This window comes from Maribacter litoralis (assembly GCF_003075045.1).
Lineage (GTDB): Bacteria > Bacteroidota > Bacteroidia > Flavobacteriales > Flavobacteriaceae > Maribacter > Maribacter litoralis.
On sequence record NZ_QCZD01000002.1, the window covers coordinates 558,626 to 583,391 of the forward strand.

Below are 24,766 nucleotides of genomic sequence, written 5' to 3' on the forward strand. Positions count from 1 at the left end.
TAGGGCTGAAAAGTGGTGCATATAATCTACCAACTAACCAAAAATAAATGGGTTTCGAAATTCTGAACACAAAAATTCAATTAGAAAACGAAAGAGTTTTACTTCTCCCTTTTGAGAATAAAAGGAACCAAGAACTCAAAGAAATAATTTTCGAAAATGAGATTTGGGCCTATATGGGCATGCAGATGCGAAACGAAATGGAATTCAATAATTATGTTTCAAATACCATTGAAGATAAAGCCAATGGTATTTGTTATCCCTTCATCATTATTGATAAAGTAAATAACCGAATTGCAGGGAGTACTAGATATGGCTATTTGAATCGAGGAAGTCAAAAATGCGAAATTGGATGGACTTGGTACGGAAAGGAGTTTCAAGGAACCGGACTAAATAAAGCTTGTAAGTTTGAATTATTAAAATTCGGTTTTGAAAAGATCGGATTTCGACGCATACAATTTAGCGCAGATGAAGAGAATTTAAGATCTCAAAAAGCTATCGAAAAGCTTGGTGCACAAAAAGAAGGTCTGTTCAGAAATAATTACATCGCTCCAAATGGAGAAAGTAGAAATGATGTTTATTTCGGTATCATAAAGGTGGATTGGGAATCTCTAAAATCTAAAAATTTTTCTGAATTTAGTACAAGCTAAAATGGCAGAACGCTAAAGCGAGTTACAGCATGGTAAAAAAGTGTAGTTTAATCGCAGAAATGAAAGTAAGTATATAAAAATGGTTTGTATGTAAGCGAAAAGTAAGTATGTGAAAATCTGTAACTATACTTATACTACATTATTTAATATAATTGATTTGAAGACTTTAGAAACACAAAGAAATGAGTTTGTCATTTCAACTGATAAGGATAAATTAGATGTTTTAAGCATCCACAAATTTCTATCAAACGAAACGGACTGGGCTTACGGAATTCCAATTCATACTTTAAAAACTTCTATTGAAAACTCCTTAAATTTTGGGCTTTATCACGAAAAGAAACAAATTGGTTTTGCTAGAATAATTTCAGACTTTGCTACTATTGCCTATTTAGGAGATGTTTATATTCTAAAGGAATATAGAGGAAAGGGATTAAGTAAATGGCTGATAAATGAAATAATGGAGCATCCTAATTTACAAGGATTAAGACGTTGGATCTTATTGACCAATACTGCAGAATGGCTATATAAAAAGTACGGTTTTACCGAGATAGCTAATCCTGAATTTTATATGGAAAAGCATGACTCTAATGTGTATTCGGAAATAAATGCTAATACCAAACGTTGATCTTATTGAATACAAGACAAATGCAAGTCATAAGATTTGGTAAAATTAAATCTTGATTTAAATTCTATTTTAAAACATCAATAAATAATAAGTATGAAGTTAAAACTGTTGGCTATATTTCTTTCAATGATAATGATATCATGTAATAGTTTTTCGAATAAAATTCTTGAGAATAGTTGGGCTCAAGATAATTTAAAAGGTAAAGTTAAAACCTTTGAAGAAGTAAGTTCTAATGTAAACAAACTAAAGGGTAGAACAGAAAAGAAAACATTTTTTAATGAGTATAATAAGAAAGGATATGCTATAGAAAAAAGGGATTATAGACTTCAGAATAAAACTATTTTCAAATATGATAACAAAGGGAACATGGTTCAGAGACTAGTCTATAGTTTAACTGACCATGGTTCTGGTCCATTAGCAGAAAGAATTTTTGAATATGATGAAGAAGGAAATCTTGTTACAACCAAATGGTCTAGTTCATATAGCCAGGGAAAGTGGATGTATAAGTATGACGAGAACGGAAACCAAACCGAATTTATAGTACACCACAGAGGTAAGGTTTATAAAAGAACTAATTATAAGTATAATGAAAAAGGTAAAGTCATTGAGGAAACACTCTACAATACAGATGATCTACTAGTGGAAAGAGCTATTTTTGACTATGACGAAAATGGAAATAAAATATTGATTAAAATGTTTGCGCCAGATGAAAGATTAAAATTTAGGTCAACTTATAAATATGATGATAGAAATAATAGGATAGAGGAGATTAACTTTCTAAAATTTGGAGATGATAAAGCAAATCTTGAATATGCTATTGCAAATGATCTAGATAAATATAAAGAACATTTTACTTTTACCTATGAATACGATAATGAAGGCAACTGGATAAAAAAAACCAAATATAATAATGGGGAGGTAGTCTTTGTTTCTGAGCGTGAATATACCTATTATGAATAATACTACTTTCGAGCAGAGATGATTACAATTTTATATTGAATTATGTTGGATTGTAGAAAACATTACTACAAGTAGATTTCTCTTTGAAAATGAAAAGAATTAAGTGCAATTTTCACTAATGTTTTTTAAGCCAAACTTTTACAAATCATTTTATTAAAATTTGAATCAGTTTAAAAAATACGAAGCTCCACTTACGGAAGATGACTTGAAAATTATTCGCTCAAAAAGCAAAAAATCTAATGTGGCATGGTTTATTGCTAACATAGTTTTAGGTGTTATTGCTATAGGATTATTGAAACAGCCAGGGTTTGGATTTATTGAATTTTTAGCTTGTCTCTTTTTTGTTATTTCATTTATACCATACTTCCGTTTCTTTTATAAAAGCCCAACAGAGAGAGATTTAGAGGCGAAAATTAAAGTTTCTACCGAACTAAAAGTAAAATATAAAAGAAGAAATATGGATAACTTCCATCATTATGAAATAGAATTTGAACAGAACCCGGATTTTGATAAATATGGTCTGTTGAAAAAAGATTTTGAAAAAGTAAATGTGGGTGATGTAATTTATATAGAGTTCTCAAAATATGGTCGTTGGATTTTAAAAATGGAATGTAATGATGAAGACATTGAAAATCCATTTTATGTTAAGTAAAATCGTTCTTCGTGACAGAAGATTTTAAACTGTATTTATGAGTTCAAAAAAACTATTGATTCTTTATTTTCTATTGACCTTATCTGGTGGCCTAATTATATTTGTTAAACTAAGCTATTTTATATGGCAGTCAAAATCAGATTATTTAATGGATGTTGGTATAGGTCTACTGGCATTGGCAGGTCTACTAGCATTGTATACTTGTATATTAACTTCAATAAACCTATACACCACTCTTAAATTTGAATGGACGTGGGTAGTAAGTACTTTTTTAACAATCTTAAATATTGCGGTATTCGCTTACTATTTTAATTCTTAAGTAATATTGAAATGTACATAAGGCAAACTTAAGTATAAGATTATCTAGATATGAAAAGACTATTTCTGTATATATTTTTTGCGACATCAATTTGTAACGCACAACAAACTAAAATGAGGGAAAATAATAAAACCGATTTGGAAAAATTAAACTTAACGGGAAAAGTAAAAAGTGTAAAAGAGTTCACCCAAATCAGCACTAATAAAGACTCTCTCATTTTAGATACCGAGAAGGAGTTTAATGTAAATGGTTTTTTAATAAAAGAAACCGTCTATTCTTACGGAAATATACATAGTACTACGGAATACAATTATATTAATGATAAATTAAACACGGAAACTGAAAAAATAATTGGACCAAACGGCTATACTACCGTTACAAATTATTTTTATAAGGAAAATGAAATAGAAAGCAAAAGTTTTGAAGATGATGAATTGGTAGAATCATCTATTCTAAAAATGGATAAATATAACAATGTTGTTTACTCAAAAAATAACAATAATTTATTTGGTACATTCTGCGAGAAAAACTTTGTTTATAACCAAAATAACCAATTAACAACAATGACAGAAAGCTGTTATAACGAAGATGGTAAAAATTATGGTAACACTATTACGTATACCTATGTAGATGGTTTATTGCAAAAGATGAAGCATTCCAATACAATTACAAATGATGAAGTTGGATTTGAGGAACGTTACGCTTATGACAGTTCTAATAATTGTAAAGAAATAAAGGTTTATATAAACAATGTTCTCGAAAGTAGGCAATCTATGACCTATAAAAACGGTTTACTCGAGGAACATTATTTTACTGAGAAAGGAAAGGAAACAAAGTCTATAATTTATAAGTATGACAGTAAAAAAAATGTGAATATGAAAACTATTAATGAAGTGGGCTCGGTAGCAACGATTACCACAGTTTACATTTATGAAATGGAATACTACAAATAAGAACCTAACTTTAGGAAATACAGAATTATAAAAGATAATAGTAACATGAATTGCATAAGAGAATGAAGGTAACACCAGAGAAAAATGAAAAGGTTGCAAATATGATATTTGCCTCTATTTATCCGCTATACTTAAACAGATTAGAGAAAAATGGGCGAACAAAAGAAGAACTCAACCAGGTGTTAGAATGGTTTACTGGTTTTGATGAAGATACATTACAGGAACTTATTGATGAGAAGGTAACGTTTAGAATGTTTTTTGAAAAAGCTAAAATTCACCCCAATGAATATTTGGTCAAAGGTGTTGTTTGCGGTTATCGCATTGAAGAAATAGAGGAGGAGTTTGAAGTATACAAACGCTGTAGGCAAATGGAAAAGCTTATTGATGAATTGGCGAAAGGTCGTAAAATGGAGAAGATTTTACGAGTAGAAAAGAAATAATTCCAGCTTCAAATGCATGTAAAAATTCTTTTTAGAACTTGGCAGAAGATGCAGCTAATTTTTACTCCAAAATGAAGATATAACCTTAAAAGAATTAATCTTCACTACATAAGATAATCGGACTGAATCTTAAGGTCTAAAAGTGATAAACGTTGCTCATAATTTTAATGAAGTTTATGCATTTATTACTTGGAAGTTTAGTTATTTTCACCCATCAATAGCGCATGTTTTTTGATGCGGAATAGAATATACCAATTTATGAAAAGTCCCGTTCAGCTCTTATTTATTGTAGTTTCCCTACTTGTTTTTCAGTCTGCCCATACACAAGAAAATATAAAGGATACCCATATTGTAACCACGGTATTTAAAGCATTTAAAGAGCAGAACGAAAATGTGCTATTAAAAAGCTTGGCTACAAAAGAAGAAATAGATTATCTCATCCCAAAGATTAAGGAATCGCATCCAGATGAGAACATTCCGGAAGCTGATGAAATAATTGAAGTTTTCAAGACAAGCGCTACCAAGAACTTTAAGGAAATCATAGAAAGAGGAAGTTCTTTTGGTGTAGCGTGGGAAAATATAGTTTTGGAAAAAGCGGAATTTGAATCTAATCCACATGCTAAATTAGGCATAGAAAGAGGGAACATTACGTTGGTATGTGCTAGCAATGACAAAAAATTTCTAATAATTTTAAAGAAGTCCTATAAAATTCAAGATACGTGGCGGTTAATGGACAGAATGAAGTTTACCTTATTGTAACACACTTCTGTACACTATTTTTTACAGCACACAAATTTGTAATGTATCTTAGATGTACTTGCTAAATATTGGTGAGTTCAAGAATGAAGCTTATTTAAGTTTAATAGATTTGTCTTAAAATAATAGGCATGTCGGTTTATCAGAAAATTTCTCAAATTGGTTCTAAGTTCTTTCCACAAAGTAAGCTCTTTAAGTATGGTTTCAACTTATCGCCAATGTATAAAAGAAGTACGGCGAAAATCACCGACGTTTCAGACGACCTATTGAATATTACAATAAAGCTACCGATCAGCTGGAAAAACAAGAATTACGTAAATTCTATATTCGGTGGTAGTATGTTTGCGGCGGTTGATCCTATACCTATGGTTCAATTAATGAATTTAATCGGTAGTGATTATGTTGTTTGGGATAAATCTGCCGAAATAAAATTCAAAAGACCGGCAAGGGAAGATTTGTATGCGGAATTTATTTTTACGAAGAACGAGCTCGAAGAAATAAAGACAAAGGTAGCCGAACACAAAGAATGGGAGATTTTGAAAACCACCCATCTTACCAATAAAGAAATGACTCAGGTTTTCTGCGAGGTACACAAAACAATTTATGTAGCCGATAAAGAGTTTTATAAGGCGAAACGTAAAAAAGCTAAACCTCAAAAGGAGTAGTTTTAAATTGTAGAGGCAGTGCAATGTGTGTTAAATTCATACTTATCAGAAACAACAATCTCAACTTAACTTTTATATACTGTTCAAAAATTTTTTGAGTTAAAAATCATTTGAATTTTTCAGGATTAATTTGGTTTTCTAGTGTTAAAATGAGGTATATTCATTGATTGAAATTTTAATGGTCGGTAATACCCCCTTTTAAACTGATGCTAAAAATGACAACCTTATTCTCAAAAGAGACCATGATGAAGTTGAAAGCCCTGATCGCTTCCGCAAAAACATATGTTGTACTGTTAATTTTGGCAATAGGGCTTCTATTGTATACCGTGAGCGTAGGTTATAAGCAGGTAAATAGACTTCATGAAACCGGAGATATGGTTGCGCATACATTAGAGGTGCAGCGTACTATTGTGGAGCTTTCAGCTAAATTCCAAGAGCTGGAGTCCATACAGCTAAAGGTACTTTTTAAAGAGGATAGTAGTAACTTAAGTGGCATTGTAGTTTCAGAAATGGGGCAGACTTTAGAGAGGTTAAAGCTGCTAACTTCAGATAACCAAGCCCAGCAAGAGCGAGTAAAGGTCTTGGAGCAATTGCGTGATAAAATTAGTAGCGAGGTAGATACGGTCGAGTCCGCAGATAGTGTTGCTGTCATAGATAGTTTAGAAGCTAAGGATAGTGTGGTAATCAATTTGGCAAGTAAAAGGTATCAGCGTATTGGTAGAATCTCTAAAATTGTAGAGGAATCTCAGATTCTTAAGGAGAGAATGCTATCCGAAGAGAATTATTTAATGGTGGCCCGTAAGGAAGAATACACTTCTCAATCATTTTTAACGCCCATGTCATCATTATTGGTGGCACTTACGGCATTGATTATTTTCTTAATAGGTTTTATTAGTATTTACAAACAAAAGGGGGAAATAGAAGAAGTAAATAGTCAGGTTTTTATTCAGAATAAAAAACTGCAGGAGACGGAAGAGTTTTTAAAAGGGGTGTATAAGAGTTCAAATAATGTGATAAGTCATTTTGAACCCATTCTTGATTCTGAACAAAATGTTATTGATTTTCAATTTAAATATACCTCAGACGCCATTGAGAAGGTTACCGGCGAAGAACAAGAAGATATTATCGGTGGCTCACTTTTAGAGACATATCCAATGGTATTGGAGAACGGACTTTTTGAAATCATGAAAGAGTGTTTTGTAAGTGGCAAAACCCAAGAACATGAGAGTATCTACACTTTTGAAGGTCAAAACAAATATATATTCAACACCATTGTAAAATCAGCCAACGGTATTACCAATACGGCATGGGACACCACTAAGGTTAAAGAGGCCGAAAAGAATCTGCAAAAGCTCAATGAAGATCTAAGCCTTCAAAACACCATTTTTAAAGAAGCTGAACATGTTGCCGGGGTAGGTAGCTTTATATGGTATCTTGATGATGGTAGCGCTACGGTTTCAGATAATTTTTATAGAATTCTTGGGGTAAAGCCCAATAGTTTCGAGGTTACTTTTGATGCTTACAAAAAGTATGTACACGCAGATGATATCTCCATATTTGAGTCTTTGGGAGCTACCACGGCAGAAAAGGATAAATCAACCAGTTTTACCTATAGAATTTACAATAAAAAGAAAGGGGTTAGATATTTAGATTTAAAAGGAAGAAATATAGAGATTGATAACCGACCGGTTTCGGTAGGTATTGTTCAAGATATTACAAGCAGGGTAGAAAAAGATAGGGAACTTATTGAAAGTTATGAAAAGCTTCAACTAAGTAATGAAGAACTTGAATCTTTTAATAGGGTAGCGAGCCATGATCTTCAAGAACCGCTGAGAAAAATTCAAATGTTCATTTCTCGAATAGAGGATGATCGAGATAATAGCATGCCTAATTCGGGTTCTGCTTACTTTAATAAAATTAAGTCTGCCACCTTTAGAATGAGGGAGTTGATCCAAAATTTACTGTCGTACTCAAGAATAGACAAGATAAATTCTAATTTTGAGCAGATAGATTTAAACCTTACAATTGGCAAGGTTGAAGAAGAACTTTCTCAATTGGTAAAAGACACTAAAACTGTTATTACTTATAAAAAGCTACCGATAATTCATGGTATTCCGTTTAAAATAGAACAATTGTTTATCAACTTGATCAGCAACTCCATCAAGTACAGTAAAAAGGATGTTGCGCCTGTAATTACAATTGTTTCGGAGAAAATAAAAAGTCATGCAATTTCTGAGAATTTCGTTAAGAATTCAGAGTATTATTATAAGTTATCGATAACAGATAATGGTATTGGTTTTGATCCGGAATTTGCAAGTAATATTTTTGAGGTTTTTCAAAGACTGCATTCTAAGAATGAATATTCAGGTACGGGAATCGGACTTTCAATCTGTAAAAAAATAGTTGAGAAGCATAACGGCTATATACATGCCATTAGTAAAAAAGAAGAAGGTGCCACTTTTATTGTTTATCTACCGGTAGATTTTACTAGCTAATTAAGAACATTCATCTCACTCGCATTAAGATATTATTCTCGATCCTAGTTGTGGGAACTCTTTGGTAGGTATTTCTCAAGTTTATTTAAAGCTCCAAATTAAATGGTATTTTTAAAAATATACTAGAATATGGTAATGCTATGGAAAAACTGGTAATACAAACCCAAAGGTTAACATTACGACCAATTACCCTAAATGATTTAGACGAAATACACCGGCTTCATATCTTGCCCGAAACCGATGAATTCAATGCACTTGGTATTCCTAAAGATTTAGATGAGACCAAAGGGGTTGTTACACCTTGGGTAACTGCGATTAATCAAAAAGAAGTAAGTAATTACACTTTTGCCATTCTGCATCAAAAAACTGGTGGGTTTATGGGGTTATTCGGTCTACGGCTGGGTGCACAAAAATATAAACGAGCTGAAATTTGGTATAAGCTTCATAAAAATGAGTGGGGTAACGGCTATGCTACCGAAGCAGTAAAAGCAGTATTGAATTATGGTTTTAACAGGCTTAAACTCCACAGAATTGAGGCTGGTTGTTCCGTTGATAATATAGGGTCTGCAAAAGTTTTGGAAAAATCGGGTATGATCAAAGAAGGGGTTAAAAGGCAGATTTTACCTTTAAAAACAGGTTGGTCAGACAGTTTTGAATATGCCATTTTAGAAAGCGATAAACGATATTGAAACTAGTATGAATTTAAATCAAGTTACCGTTCCATCACGAAATGTTGCTAATGCAATTCTTTTTTATGAAAAATTAGGATTGAAATTAATAGTAAAATCACTGCCCAATTATGCAAGATTTGAATGTCCGGATGGGAATTCCACCTTCTCTATTCATCTCACCGAAAAATTACCTAAGGGAGATGGCGTATATATTTATTTTGAGTGCCAAGATTTAGATGAACATGTAGCAACGCTAAAGGAGAAAGGCATACAATTTGAAAAGGAACCTACCGATGAGCGATGGTTATGGAGAGAAGCAAGGTTAAAAGATCTTGATGGTAATCAACTTATATTATTCTATGGCGGTGAAAATAGATTAAACCCGCCTTGGCGAATCAAATAGGTTTTGAGTTAGATGGACTTGGAATATTCCAATAAGACCTATATAACAACACTTATATTTAAATTCGTAACAAAGAGTTATAAATGTAAATTCAGATTTGCGAAGTTCAATTATGAAGATAATAGTATATACAAGTTGTTTTTAACAAGTTGCTATCGATTTGACCTTAATTGTAAAGATTGAACAATACTATTCATTTGATGTCTACGTTAATCATTCAAATGATATAACAAGTAGTATTTTAGAACCTAATTCAACTATTTAATTTATATCCAAAGAATTAGAAAAATAGTAAAATAGAAAAAAACCCTATGAATTATAAGAACGCCGAGGAACAAAGATTAGCCGTAGCGGACAATTATAAAAATTGGAAAAGGTGGGGTCCTTATTTAGCTGAACGTCAATGGGGTACCGTAAGGGAAGATTATAGTCCGCAAGGGCATGCATGGAGTTTTGTTGGTCATGATAAAGCCCGTAGTAATGCCTATAGATGGGGAGAAGAAGGTATTGGTGGTTTTTGCGATTCTAGAGAAATTCTATGTTTGGCACCCGCTTTCTGGAACGGAAAAGACCCTATTTTAAAGGAGCGTTTATTCGGACTTACCAATGATGAGGGTAACCACGGGGAAGATGTAAAGGAACTTTATTTTCATCAGGTTTCTACGCCAACCCACTCTTACGCCAAATACTTATATAAATATCCACATAAAAAATTTCCGTACGCAGAGCTTGTACGTAAAAACAAACATAGAAATAGAGAGCAATCTGAATTTGAGATTTTAGATACAAAGGCATTTGCGAACAATACATATTTTGATTGCTTTATCGAATATGCCAAAGAAGATGTTGGCGATATTTTAATGAAGGTCACCGTAATCAATAGAGGACCAAGGGCAGCAACTATTCATGTACTTCCACATTTATGGTTTCGTAATTTTTGGAAGCATAACCGTAGGTTCGAGCGGCCCGAAATGAAAGCTATTTCCAATAATGCCGTACAATCACGTAGTACAAGAAACGGTCGTTATTACTTTTATCATGAAGAAGGTGAGCAACTTTTTTGTGAGAACGAGACCAATAATGAACGTATTTACAATGTGCCCAATGAGGTCGCTTATGTAAAGGACGGAATAAACAACCATGTGGTTGAAGGTAAAGAAACGGTCAACCCCGATAAAAAAGGATCTAAGTTTGCCGTATGGCACAAAATGCGTTTAAAATCGGGTGAAGAAAAGACCATAAAAGTACGTTTAAGCAAGAAAAAGCTTGAAGACCCTTGGGGAAGTTATGATGCTATCTTTGATAAAAGAATTAAGGAGTGCGAAGAATTCTATGGTGATATCTTAAAGAAGGAACTACCGGTAGGTCAACAAGAAATTGCCAGAAAAGCATTTTCAGGTTTATTATGGACTAAGCAGTTTTATTACTATGATGTATATAAATGGCTTTTTGGCGGTCCGGGAGAACCCAAACCCTATAGAACAGATACCCGTAATACGCGTTGGGAACATCTTACCAATAGACATGTAATTTCCATGCCCGATAAATGGGAGTACCCTTGGTATGCCGCTTGGGATCTTGCTTTTCACATGGCATCGTTTGTAGAAATAGACCCATACTTTGCTAAGGAACAATTGCTATTGGTTCTCAAGGAAAGCTATATGCACCCTAACGGACAAATACCTGCCTATGAATGGAATTTTAGCGATGTAAATCCGCCAGTACATTCTTGGGCCGTTTGGACCGTGTATGAAAAAGATAAAAAACGAACGGGTAAAGGCGATACCAATTTTCTGGAAAAGGCTTATCAAAAATTATTGGTCAATTTTACTTGGTGGGTAAACCAAAAGGATAAAAGCGGAACCAATCTTTTTGAAGGCGGATTCCTAGGGTTGGATAACATTGGGGTATTTGATCGTAACCACATGCCAGAAGGCATTACACGTATGCAACAGGCAGATGCTACCAGTTGGATGGCCATGTTTACTTTGAACATGTTGCGTATGTCTTTAGAATTGGCGTCAATGAACCCAAACTATGAAGATAGTGTTGCCAAGTTTTTTAGACACTTTTTGAATATCGCCTGGGCAATGCACCACATTGGTCAAAAGGATATTTCCCTTTGGGATGATGAGGATAATTTTTATTACGATGTAGTAGAAATGTCCGACGGTAGAACAGATCGTTTAAAAGTAAGGTCTTTAGTAGGTATTATACCCATGTTCGCAGTAGAGATCATTCACAAAGATTTGTTCGATGAGCTAAAGCATTTTAAAGTTAGGGCTGCAGAAATTGTAAGAACCAGACCAGATTTGGCTTCTTTGATTTCTAATATTGAGGAGTTCAACTCAGATGGTAACTACTTGTTCTCCATTATGCGAGGGTTTAGATTAGAGAAATTACTTTGTAGATTATTAGATGAAAATGAGTTTTTATCTGACTATGGTATTCGTTCACTTTCAAAATATCACGAAGAGCACCCCTATGTTTTTCAACATAACGGGCATCACCAAATTCAATATGAACCAGGTGAAAGCAGATCTAATATGTTTGGAGGAAATTCTAACTGGAGAGGACCTATTTGGTTACCATTAAATTATATGATCGTTCAATCTTTACGAAAATACTACTCGTATTATGGTGATCAATATGTTTATGAATTTCCAACGGGATCGGGCGTAAAACTGAACTTGAACGAGATTGCAAATGAGATTTCCAAAAGATTGATCAAACTGTTCGAACCTAATGAAGATGGTAAGTTTGTATATCACTCAGAAGATGCCAATAATGTATTCACCAATAATGAACACTTTAAGAACGAACATTTCTTTTACGAGTTTTTTGATGGTGACTCCGGTAAAGGGTTGGGCGCATCGCACCAAACGGGGTGGACAGCCTTAATTGCAAACCTAATAATGGAATTAGAACAGCATTCGTAGTTTTAATTCGTTTAAAATATTGTATATTAGATAATTGGCTATGTGTTTTTACATAGCCTTTTTTAATTAAATAACATTTTCTGATGAAAAACGATACTATCCACATATCGAAAATAATCAAAAATGTTCCCCGCACTATTAATGATGCTGACTATACCGTCTGCTGGATAAAAGATGAAATTAAAGGTATAGAGATAGATGGTGTTCTTTATGCCAATATTTCAAACTCCATTTTTTTTCTTGATAATAAGATGCAGTGGAAATTGTATGTAAAAGAAGGAGCTCCAAATACAGGGTATCTGTTACAGTTGTCTCAAGAGGTATTAAGTCACCCCTTATTAAGTAAGTTGCATATCAATAAAGTTCGCCTGTTCAATTCGGGCACGGTGCCCTTGTTTAAATTGAGTCCCGGTATAGAGAAACGTACCCAAGCCATATTAGAAATGATCGATGAGCTATTGGGTTCGCATTTAAACCATAAGGAAGATGCCCTTATATCTTTATTGAATACCTTTTTTGTGTATTGCGATGGTCAATGTAACATTAAATCGATTATTGAAAAGAACCACACAAAAGCAAACATTGTATATTCCTTTAAGCAACTGGTAGATCAGAATATTGAAGATTCTCATGAGGTAGGCTTCTACGCTTCCCGCCTTAATATATCTACAAAATATTTGAATGAATGTGTGCAAGAGGTGCTTAATGTGAGTTCAAAAAGTATTATTATAGAACAGTTGCTGATTCGTTCGCGGCACGCATTAAAATTTTCAAATAAAACAATTAAGGAAATTAGCTATGAACTTGGTTTTTCTACACCAGATTATTTCAGCTATTTCTTTAAAACACAGACGGGCACCAAGCCTTCTTTGTTGAGAAGATCGGTAGGTTCTTAAATTCAAGGTTTATACCGTGATTTTCACATTTTTGCGACTATGGTTTATACCTAATTTGGTATAAAAATAAAATCATGGATAGACAAAGTTTTATTGAAAAATCAGGAGCAGGTATTAGTTACGCTTTATTCTCCGGACTCATTTTCTGCAAAAAGCAGGATGATGAAGTTGTTTCTACAAATAGCAACGAACCTAAGATCATGCGTGATACGGACGGGGAGGTATTCAATGTTATAGGGGATATCCAGACCCATAAATTAATGGGAGACGAAACCAATAATCAGATTTTTGAATGGGTAGATAATGTAGTACCCGGTGTTGGTATTCCTCCACACGTACATACGAAAGAAGATGAAATTTTTAGGGTGGTTGAAGGTGAAGTGGAAATTACTATCGACGGTGAAAGCACGGTTTTAAAAGCCGGGGATATTGCTTTTGCACCGAAAGGTGTGCCCCATACTTGGCAGGTGGTAGGAACCGAAAAAGCTAAAATGATAACTTCTGCACTACCTGCGGGGATTGAATTTATGTTTCAAGAATTATCTGAGTTACCTGCCGGACCGCCAGATTTTGAAAAGGTTGCTCAAATTTGTGCAAAACAAGGTATTACATTTGTTTAATTCTTATTTCGTTTATACGTCAGCAACTGCAACGTAAATGTTAATTTTTAATTTGACGTATCATCGGCAACTGTCGTAAATAGCTTGCTGCAAAAATCACATTTGATTTTGTGTTAATTTTTAAAATCAATTCTAATTTTATACTACCTATGCGTCTCTTTTTATGAGCAAATGGGTTAAAAATTTATGCCTAACTTCAATTAAATAACTGTATCTTAAAAATGGAATTTATATGGACTTATGAATCTTAAAGACGGTGTTAAAACTGCTGAGAATAAAGTGTCGACAGAGACGCGTAGACTCAGCGATATGGTTAAAGATAAAAGCAAATCTTTAGTGGACCGTTTAGAGTGTTTTGAAGATATCATAAGTTTAGAAGTAGGAGATACCGGTCTGCATAGGGCAAAAACTTTGGAACGTGAGTTTGATGTTCGCCAGCTCTACCTAAAATATGAAGGTGATAACCCTACCGGTACGCAGAAAGATCGTATTGCATTTGCTCAGTTGTATGACGCACTCCGTCGCGAATTTGAAGTGGTGAGTTTGGCTACTTGCGGCAATTATGGTGTTGCCATGGCATTGGCATCAGATTTGGCAGGTGTTGCCTGTAAAATTTATATTCCCGAAAGTTATCATACCGATCGTGTTGTAGAGATGCAAACCTTGGGAGCGGAGATTATTCGTATTCCCGGTAGTTACGAAGATGTAGTGACGGCAAGTTCTCGTTTAGCGGAAGAACATGGCTGGTACGATGCCAACCCAGGTGGTGCCAATACGCCACTACAAATTTCAGCCTATGCGCAAATTGCACAAGAAATCTTTGAGGATTTAGGGGATGCACCTAAATATTGTGCCGTTCCGGTTTCAAACGGAACATTGTTTGCCGGTATTTACAGGGGATTTGTAAATCTGTATAAAAGAGGAAAAACATCACGAATTCCTAAAATGATTGCGGCTTCTTCTTCTCATAAAAACCCCATTGTTGAATCGTTTTTACAAAATTTAGATCATTGTAAAGATTTGAATCCAGCAGCAATTAAAGAAACAAAATACAACGAACCATTGATCAATTGGCATAGTTTTGATGGGGAAGAGGCGCTGTATGCCTTACAAAAATCTGAGGGCGAAGCTTTTAATATTAGTGATAAAAAATTGAAAGAGATGACTTCTCTTTTACATAAAAAGGAAGGATTCCGAATTTTACCTGCTTCAACGGCGGGTTTGATCGGACTTTTAGAATTGGACGAAAAAATGAATTTTGAGCCTGATCGGTTTGTGGCAGTGCTCACTGCAAAAAATTAAAAAATAGATGAAAAAAGTTATTGATGGTAAGGCATTGGTGTATTGTGAAGGAGCATTTAATACTCCTAACGGTAAAACGGCACATGGGCTGGTTCGCTTTACCGAACGGTATGAGGTTGTAGGTGTTTTAGATGCAAAATATGCAGGTAGTGATGCCGGTGATGTTTTGGATGGTAGACCTAACGGAATTCCGGTTTTTAAAGATCTGGAAGCTGCGATTATAGCTCTTGCAGCTAACGAGAACTTGCCAAGTTATTTGGTGATAGGTCTTGCGCCAGATGGTGGTAGACTACCACAAGTGGCAAAGGCAACTATTAAAAATGCATTGCAAAAAGGTTGGAACATTGATAGTGGTTTGCACGATTTCTTGACCAATGACCCTGAACTTGTGGCATTGGCAAAAGAAAAAAATGTAAAAATTAGAGATATAAGAAAGACACCAGACCGTGATCAACTACACTTTTTCACTGGTGATATTGAGAAAGTTGATTGTTTAAAGTTGGCTGTTTTGGGTACGGACTCCGCACTGGGGAAACGTACAACTGCTTGGATATTGGTACATGCATTTCGTAAAGCGGGTAAAAAGGCGGAAATGATCGGAACGGGACAAACCGGTTGGATGCAGGGAGCAAAATATAGCATGGTAATGGATAGCTGTATCAACGATTTCGTCTCTGGTGAAATAGAACATGCCGTTGTTAGTGCCTATAACAATGAAGATCCAGATGTTATTGTAATTGAAGGACAGGGGAGTTTAATGAACCCTGCATACCCTGGCGGATTTGAAATTCTAGCTGCAGGTAGACCCGATTACGTTATTCTGCAACACGCACCAAAACGATTGGAGTATGATGGGTTCCCAGGATATAAAATGCATTCGCTGGAAGAGCAAATACATGCCATTCAAGTAATTTCGGGTAAAGAGGTTATTGCGATTACGGTGAATCATGAAGGAATGGAAAAAAGCGAAATTCTTGATGTTTGTAAAGCCATCACCCTTGAAACAAAATTGCCAGCTTTTGATGTGTTGGAGTATGGTGCAGACGATTTAATTGCGCTTTTAATGACGAAAGTAAAATGAAAATAACCCATATTTCTTTTGAGCGTTTAGACTTGAAATTGTCTGATCCGTATACGATTGCTTATGAAACCATTGACCGTACCAGTAATTTTATTTTAAAGCTTGAAACCGATGGTAAAATTGTGGGTTACGGTTGTGCTGCACCCGATCCAGTGGTTACCAATGAATCACCAAATGATGTTACCGACGCGATTAAAAACACCATCATTCCCTATTTACTCGGCAAAGACCCTTTTACTTATGCATTGCTTTTATTGGAACTGAAAGTGTTATTGGGCAAAAGATCGTCTGCTTTGGCAATGGTAGATTTGGCGTTGTTCGATATTATGTCTAAAAAAGCCGAGGTGCCTTTGTATCAATTTTTAGGAGGTTATCGTAATCATATCGCTACCAGTATTACTATTGGTATTATGGGTGTTGAAGATACATTAGTTAAGGCAAGTGAATTTGTAGAACAAGGCTTTTCAATTTTAAAGATTAAAGGAGGTTCTAATTTAGAAGAAGACATTGCCAAAATGCGATTGATTCATGAAACATACTCGAATATTGAGTTGCGTTTTGATGGTAACCAGGGCTATTCGGTAAAAGAATCTATTGCCTTTGTCAAAGCTACAGCGGCTATTGGGGTTGAAATTTTTGAACAACCTACCATAGTTGAGGCTGAAGAACGATTGGGCGAGGTAATGGATCAGGTAGATGTACCCATAATGGCAGATGAAAGCCTAAAAACCTTGACCGATGCATTTCGTTTGGCACAAAACGAGCGTGTAGATATGGTAAATATCAAACTACAAAAGGTTGGTGGTATATGGGCAGGGATGCATATCAACTCGGTAGCTAAAGCTGCAAAACTAGATGCTATGGTGGGGTGTATCGATGAATGCGGATTAGGTATTTCTGCCGGATTACATTTTGCTCTATCCAGACCTAATATTAAATATGCGGATTTAGACGGACATTTAGATATTATCGATGATCCTTTTCATTCTATTTTTAAACTGGAGAAGGGAATTTTATATCCGACCGAAAAATATGGATTAGGTTTTTCTGAGTCGAAATTATAATTAATCTTGCTCTAGCTGCTCAATAAGATTTGCGACCAGTGCCGTCCACCCGGTTTGATGCGATGCCCCTAAACCACGGCCGTTTTCTCCATGAAAATACTCGTAGAATAATACCAAGTCCTTAAAATGAGGGTCTTGGTAATATTTTTCGTAGTTCTTGTTGATTGCCCTATTGCCTTTTTCATCTTTCTCGAACATGTGGATTAAGCGTTTGCTCAATTCATCGCTCACTTGTTTCAGGTTCAGTAGCTTGTTGCTGCCTGTGGGGTATTCGAACAAAAAGTCGTTTCCGCTATACCATTGATATTCACGTAATGCTTGAATAAAAAGATAGTTCATAGGCATCCAAATAGGTCCGCGCCAATTAGAATTTCCACCGAATAATGGAACGGTAGATTCTGCAGGTTCATAATCGATGCTGTATTCTACCCCGGCAATTTTTATCTGATAAGCTTTCTCGTGTATTTTAGATAAGGATCTAATACCATATTCGCTCAAAAACTCATTTTCATCTAGTAAGGTAGTTACCAATTTTTGCATGCGATCTTTTGGAACAAGTGAAAGTAGCAGGTCGCCATCAGCCTCGTATTGCTGAATTACCTCATACTTCAAGTTTTCCGCACGATATTTTTGAAACCAAAGTATACTGGCCTTAAACCTAGGGAACTTGTCCAGTACACTTTTTTTAATAGTAAGTACAGCTGCGAGTGATAACATACCGGCAATTGATCTTACTTTAATGGTTGTCGATTGTCCGTCAGGTAAGGTCAGTCGGTCGTAGAAAAAGCCTTCAATATCATCCCAAACATTTGCCTTATCGGTATCCATCTTGTTCAATGCTTCCGCAATGAAAACAAAATGCCCAAAGTATTTGGTGGCCATGTCTTCATAAGAATCATCGTGTTCGGCTATGCGCAGGCTCATCTCTAACATATTCAAACTATACAACGCCATCCAAGCGGTACCGTCTACTTGATCCAGAAATCCGCCACCTGGCACACCATGGCTACGGTCAAAAACTCCAATATTATCCAAGCCTAAGAATCCGCCTTGAAAAACATTGTTGTCATTTCTGTCCAAACGGTTTACCCACCAGTTGAAGTTCAACGATAGTTTGTTGAACATACGTTTTAGAAACTTAATATCAGGTTCACCTGTAATTTTCTTATCCGTACCATAAATCTGTAATGTTGCCCAAGCTTGTACTGGTGGGTTTACATCACTAAAATTCCATTCGTAGGCAGGTATTTGTCCGTTGGGCGACATGTACCATTCTTTCGTGAACAATAAGAGTTGTTCTTTGGCAAATTCAGGGTCAATTGAGGCGAACGATGCACAGTGAAAGGCGGAATCCCACGCCGCATACCAAGGGTATTCCCAAGCATCTGGCATCGAAAGTACATCGTGGTTACGCAGTGTTTTCCATGTGCTATTTCTGCCATTTTTACGCTGTTGCGGTGGTGGTGTGGTTTTAGAATCCCCTTCTAGCCATCTTTCCACTTCGTAATTATAATACTGTTTTGTCCACAGTAACCCTGCAAAGGCTTGTTTTAAAATGTTCTTTTGGTCTTCGCTGGCTTTGGGGGCAATGTTGTTGTAGAAGAGTTCGCACTCTTTTTGTCGCGCTTCGAAAATGGAATCGAAATCTGAAAATGGAGATTCAAGTGTTTCTTCGGTTAGGCGAAGTTGAAACGTTTTTGATTCGCCCCCAGATATTATCTCTTGATACAGCGGGGCAAATTTAGTACCGGAACTGTTTTTGGTAGCCAAATTAAAATCGTTGGTACAGACCGCATCATTGAACACATCTTTTTTATACGGATGGTCGTTTTTATCTTGATATAACTTCTCTCTGTTGGTTTCGTTTTCGGTAAAAAACAAATGTGCCGCTTTTTGAAAATAGAGATTGTATTTGCCCACATAAGGATGGTCGATCTCCACGAACGGATTGGTTTTTAATCCCTTTTTAGAAATAACGGGTTTTCTCGACATTTCTTTGAACGACCAATGATTACGCATCACCATTTGCGGCAATAAAGTTATAGGAGCTGCTTGGTTGCTTCTGTTGGTAATGGTAATTTTTATGAGGATATCGGTTTCGTCTCCCTTTGCATATTCGGTACTGACATCAAAATAGGTGTTGTCGTCAAAAATCCCGGTATCCAAAAGCTCAAATTCCAGCTCTTTACGATTTCGTTTTTGGTTCTCGGTTATGAGTTGATTGTATGGATACGCTTTCTGCGAATACTTGTACAAGTACTTCATGTACGAGTGAGACGGTGTATTCTCTAAATAATAGTAAAGTTCTTTTACGTCTTCGCCATGATTACCTTGCGGACCCGTTAACCCAAATAGGCGTTCTTTTATAATGGGATCTTTTCCGTTCCATAATCCTATGCTAAAACACATGTTGCAATAGCGGTCACTTATACCTGCAATACCATCTTCTCCCCACCGAAAAGCACGACTTCTAGCATGGTCATGCGGAAAATAGTTCCAAGCATCGCCACCGGCACTATAGTCTTCACGTACCGTTCCCCATTGACGTTCACTTAAATAAGGACCCCATTTTAACCAATCTTTTTCTTCTTTTTGTTGTTGGGATAGGCGGATTTTTTCAGGGTTGTTCATAAGATAATTTTAAGGCTGTGCTCAAATCGCGGTACGCTTTGCGCTACTTCGTTTATTTTATTTATATAATGTCATCTTCTTGAATAAAAGACAAAAATTTCTTGCCAAAAGCAGTAGTTCTTGAAGATTTCAACCCATTTGAAGTTATACCGACATTTAGCTCGGAAGTATTTATTAGCCCCGATCTATAAAGGTCTGACCAGATTAAATTATAAAACTCATTTCGATCTTTAAGTTCAGAAAAGGCTTTAACGAGAACTTTAGATAATGGGGCTGTTGAAAATTCAGGAAAGTCAACTTCATTTATACTAAACCAATTTGTAGGGTTGTCAAAAAGATTTAAAATTTGGATATGCCAAATAGTAAATTCAGTTATGAATCGTGTAAAAATATTAACCTCGGAAATATCCAAATTTTCGAGTATTGCTGTATTTATAAGTGCATTTTTAAAATACTTTAATTTTTCTTGTTCGCTAGTTTTGAGAGCTTCTGTTGATATTCTTATAACTGTATCAATGAATATTTCATTCTTAGATAATTCAGTCAATCTAATTGTATTAGATTCTTCAAGAATTTTTAACTTTTCTCCAACTTCTTTCATCCAAAATTCTTTTCTTTTTTCAATTGGATTTTTTAAAAGTAGAGGAAGAATTTCAGAAGCAGCACCTCCAAGTATAGGGATAGATGCTATTCCCGCTTTTAGGAGTGTGTATGAAATTTCCTTTTTATTTTGGGACATATAGTTAAGTATTTCCTAGAAAAATCTAAAACGAAATTTTAGGATTCTATTTAAACCGCTCTCTGAACTACCTCAAATACTTTATTCGCATCGCACTTAATAGTTTTCGACGGGAATTTTAGTATCAATGCATAATCGTGGGTGGCCATTAAAATGGTTCTGCCAGATTTGTTGATTTCCTGTAAAACTTTCATCACCTCTACACTGGTTTGTGGATCTAGGTTTCCGGTAGGTTCATCGGCAATGATCAACTCGGGATCGTTCAATAATGCTCTTGCAATGGCAATACGTTGTTGCTCGCCACCAGAAAGCTCATGAGGAAATTTAAAACCCTTTGTTTTCATGCCTACCTTTTCAAGAACGTTGGCTACTCTTGCATCCATCTCGGCTTTATCCGTCCATCCCGTCGCTTTCAAAACAAAGAACATGTTCTGGTTGATATTACGGTCTGGCAATAGTTTAAAATCTTGAAAAACAATACCCAACTTTCTGCGTAAAAAAGGAATATCCTTTTCTTTTAGCGTCTTAAGATCGAACTCCACGATATGGCCTTCTCCTTTTTGAAGTGGTAAATCGCCATACAAGGTTTTCATGAAGCTACTTTTACCGCTACCGGTCTTACCTATCAGGTAAACAAATTCACCTTTAGCGATTTTTAAACTTACTTCACTTAGTACCAAGCTCTCTTTTTGAAAAATAGCCGCATCTTTAAGTTCTAAAACAATCTCTTCCATAACGCAAATGTTGATATAAAAGTAATAAGTTCCATTTGATATTAGAGAACCCTTATTCAAATTCTTTTTTTTTGTATGGGTAATGTACATACTTAGGTACAATTTTTGCCGTTATCACATGTGATAACGGTAATACTAAATAGTAACAGAACACTATGCTTAAAAAATTCACCGCTTTTATTCCTATGGTATTAGGTTTGGTAGCTTTGGGCACTGCTCAAGAGACCAAAATCTATACCCACGAACAGAAAGCTTTTCAAGACGCACTAGCGCTATACAACAACGAACAATACCAAGCGGCACAGACTATTTTTGATAAGGTCAAAGTGTCAACGGATGATGAGGAGACAGCTGCCAACAGTGCCTACTATTCCGCCAATGCGGCAGTAAGGTTGAACCAGATCGGTGCAGACCGGTTAATGGAAGACTTTGTAGAAAAATATCCTACGTCAACCAAACGAAATTCTGCCTTTGCAGATGTGGCAGAGTATTATTTTCAGACCGGGAAATATCCGTACGCCTTAAAATGGTACAACAAGGTTGATCAAAGTTCACTTTCCCGAGGAGAAATGGACAAGTTCAACTTCAATTATGGCTACTCGTTATTCTCATCACGCAAAACAAAAGAGGCAGAAAAATACCTTGAGAAAGTTACCACTTCGCAGGTTTACGGTTCTCAGGCAAAATATTATTTGGGTTATATTTCATACCAACAAGACGATTACGAAACGGCAAATCAGCGTTTTGATCAAATTACGGATCAAGATGTGTTGGAAGAGAAGCTTAGCTATTATCAGGCGGATATGAATTTTAAGCTTGGTAAGTTTGAAGAGGCCATTGCCCTGGCAAAAAAACAATTGCCAAAATCTGACCGTCGTGAGGTATCTGAATTGAACAAGATTATAGGGGAGAGTTATTTCAATTTAAACCAATATGAGAACGCCATCCCTTATTTAACGGAGTATAAAGGTAAAGGTGGTAAATGGAGCAATACCGATTACTACTATTTGGGCTATGCCTATTATAAAGGTGGTGATTATGCCAATGCTATTGCCCAGTTCAACAAAATTATTGGTGGTACCAATAGTGTGGCACAAAACGCATACTACCACTTGGCAGAATGTTATTTAAAGTTGGACAAAAAGCAAGAGGCGTTGAACGCTTTCCGTAATGCATCTCAAATGGATTATAGTGCAGAGATTCAAAAAGATGCATTCTTAAATTATGCCCGTTTGAGTTATGAGGTAGGGAATGCTTATGAGCCGGTGCCACAGGTTATCACGAATTATTTAAAAACTTATCCTAAAGACGAGCATCAAGAAGAGATGCAGACCTTGTTGGTAGATTCATACATCACTTCAAAGAATTTTGAAGGTGCAATGCAGTTGCTAGAGGAGAATAAAAATTACGCCAGTAAATCGGTCTATCAAAAAGTAGCCTACTACAGAGGTATAGAGCTTTTTATGGAAGGCGATTATAATGCGGCTTCAGAGAATTTTGCAAAATCATTGGGTAGTGCAGAAGATATGCTTTTTAAAGCACGTGCCGATTATTGGAAGGCGGAATCCGATTATTTGTCTAACCGTTTTGAAGATGCGGTAGAAGGCTATACTGCTTTTAAAAACAATCCGTCATCAACGAATACGGAAATGATTACAGATGTCGATTATAATTTGGCATATGGTTATTTTAAGCAGAAAGATTACAACAATGCCATTACTTATTTCAACGCATTTACATCTAACGGAAATGCCGATGTAGAGAAATTAAACGATGGCTATTTACGATTAGGTGACAGTTATTATGCTACCAGTAAATACTGGCCTGCAATAGAAACGTATAACAAGGCATTGGCTTTGACTGGACCTGAGAAAGATTATGCTTTCTACCAAAAAGCAATGAGCTACGGTTATGTGGATAGAGGGGCAAGTAAAATAGAGAATTTGGAGGATTTTGTAAATCAGTTTCCTAGATCAAGCTTTAGGGATGATGCTTTATTTGAACTAGGTAATACCTACGTTGCACAAGGTCAAGAGAGCAAAGGCTTAGAAGCTTATGACCGCATGATCAGCGAGTACAGAGGTAGCTCTTTGGTGCCACAGGCGTTAATGAGACAAGGTTTGGTTAATTATAATGCCAGTAGAAACGAAGCTGCTTTGGCAAAATTTAAAACCGTTGTAAGAGATTTTCCTAAAACTCAAGAAGCCATACAGGCGGTTGCCACTGCTAAATTGGTGTATGTTGATATGGGGCAGGTAAACGAGTATGCCGAGTGGGTACGCGGACTCGATTTTGTTGAGGTTACCGATGCCGAATTGGATAATGCTACTTTCGATGCGGCACAAAAACAAAACTTAGAAGGTAATATTGACGCTGCCATTAAAGGGTATAAGAACTACATTCAGCAATTCCCTACCGGATTACATGCCGTTGATGCCAACTTTAGCTTAGCACAATTGTATTTTGGCAAAGGCGATAAAGAAGCCGCCTTGCCCTATTATAAGTATGTAGCCGATAGAAGTACGAGCGAATATGCAGAACAGGCATTGACCCGTGTTTGTGAAGTCTATATTTCTAAAGATGATTATCAAATTGCCTTACCATATTTATTGAAATTGGAGAGTCAGGCAAATATTCAGCAGAACAGAACTTTTGCACGTTCTAACTTAATGAAAGGGTATTACAAACAGAAGAATTACCCAAAAACATTGGAATATGCAGATAAGGTCTTATCGACCCCAAGCATTGACAATAGAATTAAGAGTGATGCGCATATTATGATCGCAAGATCGGCCATAGCAACAAATGATGAGGCAAAAGCTAAATCAGCCTATGCAGTGGTATTAAAGATTGCATCTGGTGCAACCGCTGCTGAAGCACTATACTATGACGCCTATTTTGAGCATAAAGATGGCGCTTATGAGAACTCAAATGTGGCAGTTCAAAAATTGGCGAAAGATTATGCGGCTTACAAAGAATGGGGCGGTAAAGGTTTGGTGCTTATGGCCAAGAACTATTATGCCCTAAATGATGCCTACCAGGCAACCTATATTCTAGAAAGCGTAATTACAAACTTTACGCAGTATCCTGAAATTGTTGCCGAAGCAAGAGCAGAATTGGCGATCATAAAATCTAAAGAAGCTAAGAGTAATTCATCTGTAGATCCTAATTAAA

22 protein-coding genes are annotated in these 24,766 nt (G+C 35.7%); 19 read left to right on the forward strand and 3 right to left on the reverse strand.

Going from position 1 to position 24,766, the window contains the following annotated elements; all coding sequences use genetic code 11:
- The first annotated feature begins 47 nt into the window (after positions 1–47).
- The 18 genes from DCS95_RS09730 (at position 48) to DCS95_RS09815 (ending at position 17,488) form a co-directional block, all read left to right on the forward strand.
- The gene (locus tag DCS95_RS09730) at positions 48–647 is read left to right on the forward strand and encodes a GNAT family N-acetyltransferase (RefSeq protein WP_116770585.1); all 600 of its coding nucleotides are present in this window, start codon (positions 48–50) and stop codon (positions 645–647) included.
- A gap of 157 nt (positions 648–804) precedes the next feature.
- Complete coding sequence (locus DCS95_RS09735; RefSeq protein ID WP_116770933.1) at positions 805–1,272, forward strand: GNAT family N-acetyltransferase; 468 nt, start codon at positions 805–807, stop codon at positions 1,270–1,272.
- Positions 1,273–1,365: 93 nt separating this feature from the next.
- Positions 1,366–2,232 (forward strand): hypothetical protein, encoded by an 867-nt coding sequence (locus DCS95_RS09740; RefSeq protein WP_116770586.1) that lies wholly within the window; start codon positions 1,366–1,368, stop codon positions 2,230–2,232.
- Between the two features lie 160 nt (positions 2,233–2,392).
- Positions 2,393–2,884: a hypothetical protein gene (locus DCS95_RS09745; RefSeq protein WP_116770587.1), complete on the forward strand. Its 492-nt coding sequence runs from the start codon at positions 2,393–2,395 to the stop codon at positions 2,882–2,884.
- 37 nt (positions 2,885–2,921) lie between these two features.
- Entirely contained in the window at positions 2,922–3,203 is a 282-nt protein-coding gene (locus tag DCS95_RS09750; RefSeq protein WP_116770588.1) for a hypothetical protein, read from the forward strand.
- Positions 3,204–3,253: 50 nt separating this feature from the next.
- Positions 3,254–4,156 carry a hypothetical protein gene (locus tag DCS95_RS09755; protein WP_116770589.1) on the forward strand — a complete coding sequence of 301 codons (903 nt, stop codon included), beginning with the start codon at positions 3,254–3,256 and terminating at the stop codon, positions 4,154–4,156.
- 62 nt (positions 4,157–4,218) lie between these two features.
- Positions 4,219–4,596 (forward strand): DUF2200 family protein, encoded by a 378-nt coding sequence (locus DCS95_RS09760; RefSeq protein ID WP_116770590.1) that lies wholly within the window; start codon positions 4,219–4,221, stop codon positions 4,594–4,596.
- Positions 4,597–4,854: 258 nt separating this feature from the next.
- Complete coding sequence (locus DCS95_RS09765) at positions 4,855–5,355, forward strand: hypothetical protein (RefSeq protein ID WP_116770591.1); 501 nt, start codon at positions 4,855–4,857, stop codon at positions 5,353–5,355.
- 128 nt (positions 5,356–5,483) lie between these two features.
- A complete protein-coding gene (locus DCS95_RS09770) occupies positions 5,484–6,017 on the forward strand; it encodes a PaaI family thioesterase (RefSeq protein ID WP_116770592.1) in 534 nt (177 codons plus the stop codon).
- 215 nt (positions 6,018–6,232) lie between these two features.
- Entirely contained in the window at positions 6,233–8,512 is a 2,280-nt protein-coding gene (locus tag DCS95_RS09775; RefSeq protein WP_164674162.1) for an ATP-binding protein, read from the forward strand.
- 140 nt (positions 8,513–8,652) lie between these two features.
- A complete protein-coding gene (locus DCS95_RS09780; protein ID WP_116770594.1) occupies positions 8,653–9,201 on the forward strand; it encodes a GNAT family N-acetyltransferase in 549 nt (182 codons plus the stop codon).
- 7 nt (positions 9,202–9,208) lie between these two features.
- Positions 9,209–9,586 carry a VOC family protein gene (locus DCS95_RS09785; RefSeq protein ID WP_116770595.1) on the forward strand — a complete coding sequence of 126 codons (378 nt, stop codon included), beginning with the start codon at positions 9,209–9,211 and terminating at the stop codon, positions 9,584–9,586.
- A 311-nt stretch (positions 9,587–9,897) separates the two neighbouring features.
- Positions 9,898–12,525, forward strand: a complete 2,628-nt coding sequence (locus DCS95_RS09790) for an MGH1-like glycoside hydrolase domain-containing protein (RefSeq protein ID WP_116770596.1) — start codon at positions 9,898–9,900, stop codon at positions 12,523–12,525.
- Positions 12,526–12,608: 83 nt separating this feature from the next.
- Positions 12,609–13,421, forward strand: a complete 813-nt coding sequence (locus tag DCS95_RS09795) for a helix-turn-helix domain-containing protein (RefSeq protein ID WP_116770597.1) — start codon at positions 12,609–12,611, stop codon at positions 13,419–13,421.
- Positions 13,422–13,495: 74 nt separating this feature from the next.
- Complete coding sequence (locus tag DCS95_RS09800) at positions 13,496–14,041, forward strand: cupin domain-containing protein (RefSeq protein ID WP_116770598.1); 546 nt, start codon at positions 13,496–13,498, stop codon at positions 14,039–14,041.
- Positions 14,042–14,281: 240 nt separating this feature from the next.
- A complete protein-coding gene (locus DCS95_RS09805; protein WP_116770599.1) occupies positions 14,282–15,343 on the forward strand; it encodes a pyridoxal-phosphate dependent enzyme in 1,062 nt (353 codons plus the stop codon).
- 7 nt (positions 15,344–15,350) lie between these two features.
- Positions 15,351–16,424: an N-acetyltransferase DgcN family protein gene (locus DCS95_RS09810; protein ID WP_116770600.1), complete on the forward strand. Its 1,074-nt coding sequence runs from the start codon at positions 15,351–15,353 to the stop codon at positions 16,422–16,424.
- Positions 16,421–17,488 (forward strand): mandelate racemase/muconate lactonizing enzyme family protein, encoded by a 1,068-nt coding sequence (locus tag DCS95_RS09815; protein WP_116770601.1) that lies wholly within the window; start codon positions 16,421–16,423, stop codon positions 17,486–17,488. Before DCS95_RS09810 ends, DCS95_RS09815 begins: the two co-directional genes overlap by 4 nt.
- Here the strand turns inward: DCS95_RS09815 and DCS95_RS09820 are convergent, their stop codons facing one another.
- The 3 genes from DCS95_RS09820 to DCS95_RS09830 form a co-directional block, all read right to left on the reverse strand.
- Positions 17,489–20,119, reverse strand: a complete 2,631-nt coding sequence (locus tag DCS95_RS09820) for an MGH1-like glycoside hydrolase domain-containing protein (protein WP_116770602.1) — start codon at positions 20,117–20,119, stop codon at positions 17,489–17,491.
- Positions 20,120–20,180: 61 nt separating this feature from the next.
- Positions 20,181–20,858, reverse strand: coding sequence for a hypothetical protein (locus DCS95_RS09825; RefSeq protein WP_116770603.1), 678 nt, complete (start codon positions 20,856–20,858; stop codon positions 20,181–20,183).
- A 50-nt stretch (positions 20,859–20,908) separates the two neighbouring features.
- Positions 20,909–21,592 (reverse strand): cell division ATP-binding protein FtsE, encoded by a 684-nt coding sequence (locus tag DCS95_RS09830; RefSeq protein WP_116770604.1) that lies wholly within the window; start codon positions 21,590–21,592, stop codon positions 20,909–20,911.
- Between the two features lie 155 nt (positions 21,593–21,747).
- On the opposite strand from DCS95_RS09830, the gene DCS95_RS09835 reads away from it, so the two are divergent.
- On the forward strand, positions 21,748–24,765 hold the full coding sequence (locus DCS95_RS09835; protein ID WP_116770605.1) for a tetratricopeptide repeat protein: 3,018 nt from the start codon (positions 21,748–21,750) through the stop codon (positions 24,763–24,765).
- The last annotated feature ends 1 nt before the right edge of the window (position 24,766 follow it).

What these genes read in the sequence shown, in the direction of transcription:
- DCS95_RS09730 (WP_116770585.1), top strand. Translation starts at nt 48, where the DNA reads ATGGGTTTCGAAATTCTGAACACAAAAATTCAATTAGAAAACGAAAGA.
- DCS95_RS09740 (WP_116770586.1), top strand. Translation starts at nt 1,366, where the DNA reads ATGAAGTTAAAACTGTTGGCTATATTTCTTTCAATGATAATGATATCA.
- DCS95_RS09750 (WP_116770588.1), top strand. Translation starts at nt 2,922, where the DNA reads ATGAGTTCAAAAAAACTATTGATTCTTTATTTTCTATTGACCTTATCT.
- DCS95_RS09755 (WP_116770589.1), top strand. Translation starts at nt 3,254, where the DNA reads ATGAAAAGACTATTTCTGTATATATTTTTTGCGACATCAATTTGTAAC.
- DCS95_RS09760 (WP_116770590.1), top strand. Translation starts at nt 4,219, where the DNA reads ATGAAGGTAACACCAGAGAAAAATGAAAAGGTTGCAAATATGATATTT.
- DCS95_RS09765 (WP_116770591.1), top strand. Translation starts at nt 4,855, where the DNA reads ATGAAAAGTCCCGTTCAGCTCTTATTTATTGTAGTTTCCCTACTTGTT.
- DCS95_RS09770 (WP_116770592.1), top strand. Translation starts at nt 5,484, where the DNA reads ATGTCGGTTTATCAGAAAATTTCTCAAATTGGTTCTAAGTTCTTTCCA.
- DCS95_RS09775 (WP_164674162.1), top strand. Translation starts at nt 6,233, where the DNA reads ATGACAACCTTATTCTCAAAAGAGACCATGATGAAGTTGAAAGCCCTG.
- DCS95_RS09780 (WP_116770594.1), top strand. Translation starts at nt 8,653, where the DNA reads ATGGAAAAACTGGTAATACAAACCCAAAGGTTAACATTACGACCAATT.
- DCS95_RS09785 (WP_116770595.1), top strand. Translation starts at nt 9,209, where the DNA reads ATGAATTTAAATCAAGTTACCGTTCCATCACGAAATGTTGCTAATGCA.
- DCS95_RS09790 (WP_116770596.1), top strand. Translation starts at nt 9,898, where the DNA reads ATGAATTATAAGAACGCCGAGGAACAAAGATTAGCCGTAGCGGACAAT.
- DCS95_RS09795 (WP_116770597.1), top strand. Translation starts at nt 12,609, where the DNA reads ATGAAAAACGATACTATCCACATATCGAAAATAATCAAAAATGTTCCC.
- DCS95_RS09800 (WP_116770598.1), top strand. Translation starts at nt 13,496, where the DNA reads ATGGATAGACAAAGTTTTATTGAAAAATCAGGAGCAGGTATTAGTTAC.
- DCS95_RS09805 (WP_116770599.1), top strand. Translation starts at nt 14,282, where the DNA reads ATGAATCTTAAAGACGGTGTTAAAACTGCTGAGAATAAAGTGTCGACA.
- DCS95_RS09810 (WP_116770600.1), top strand. Translation starts at nt 15,351, where the DNA reads ATGAAAAAAGTTATTGATGGTAAGGCATTGGTGTATTGTGAAGGAGCA.
- DCS95_RS09815 (WP_116770601.1), top strand. Translation starts at nt 16,421, where the DNA reads ATGAAAATAACCCATATTTCTTTTGAGCGTTTAGACTTGAAATTGTCT.
- DCS95_RS09820 (WP_116770602.1), bottom strand. Translation starts at nt 20,119, where the DNA reads ATGAACAACCCTGAAAAAATCCGCCTATCCCAACAACAAAAAGAAGAA.
- DCS95_RS09825 (WP_116770603.1), bottom strand. Translation starts at nt 20,858, where the DNA reads ATGTCCCAAAATAAAAAGGAAATTTCATACACACTCCTAAAAGCGGGA.
- DCS95_RS09830 (WP_116770604.1), bottom strand. Translation starts at nt 21,592, where the DNA reads ATGGAAGAGATTGTTTTAGAACTTAAAGATGCGGCTATTTTTCAAAAA.
- DCS95_RS09835 (WP_116770605.1), top strand. Translation starts at nt 21,748, where the DNA reads ATGCTTAAAAAATTCACCGCTTTTATTCCTATGGTATTAGGTTTGGTA.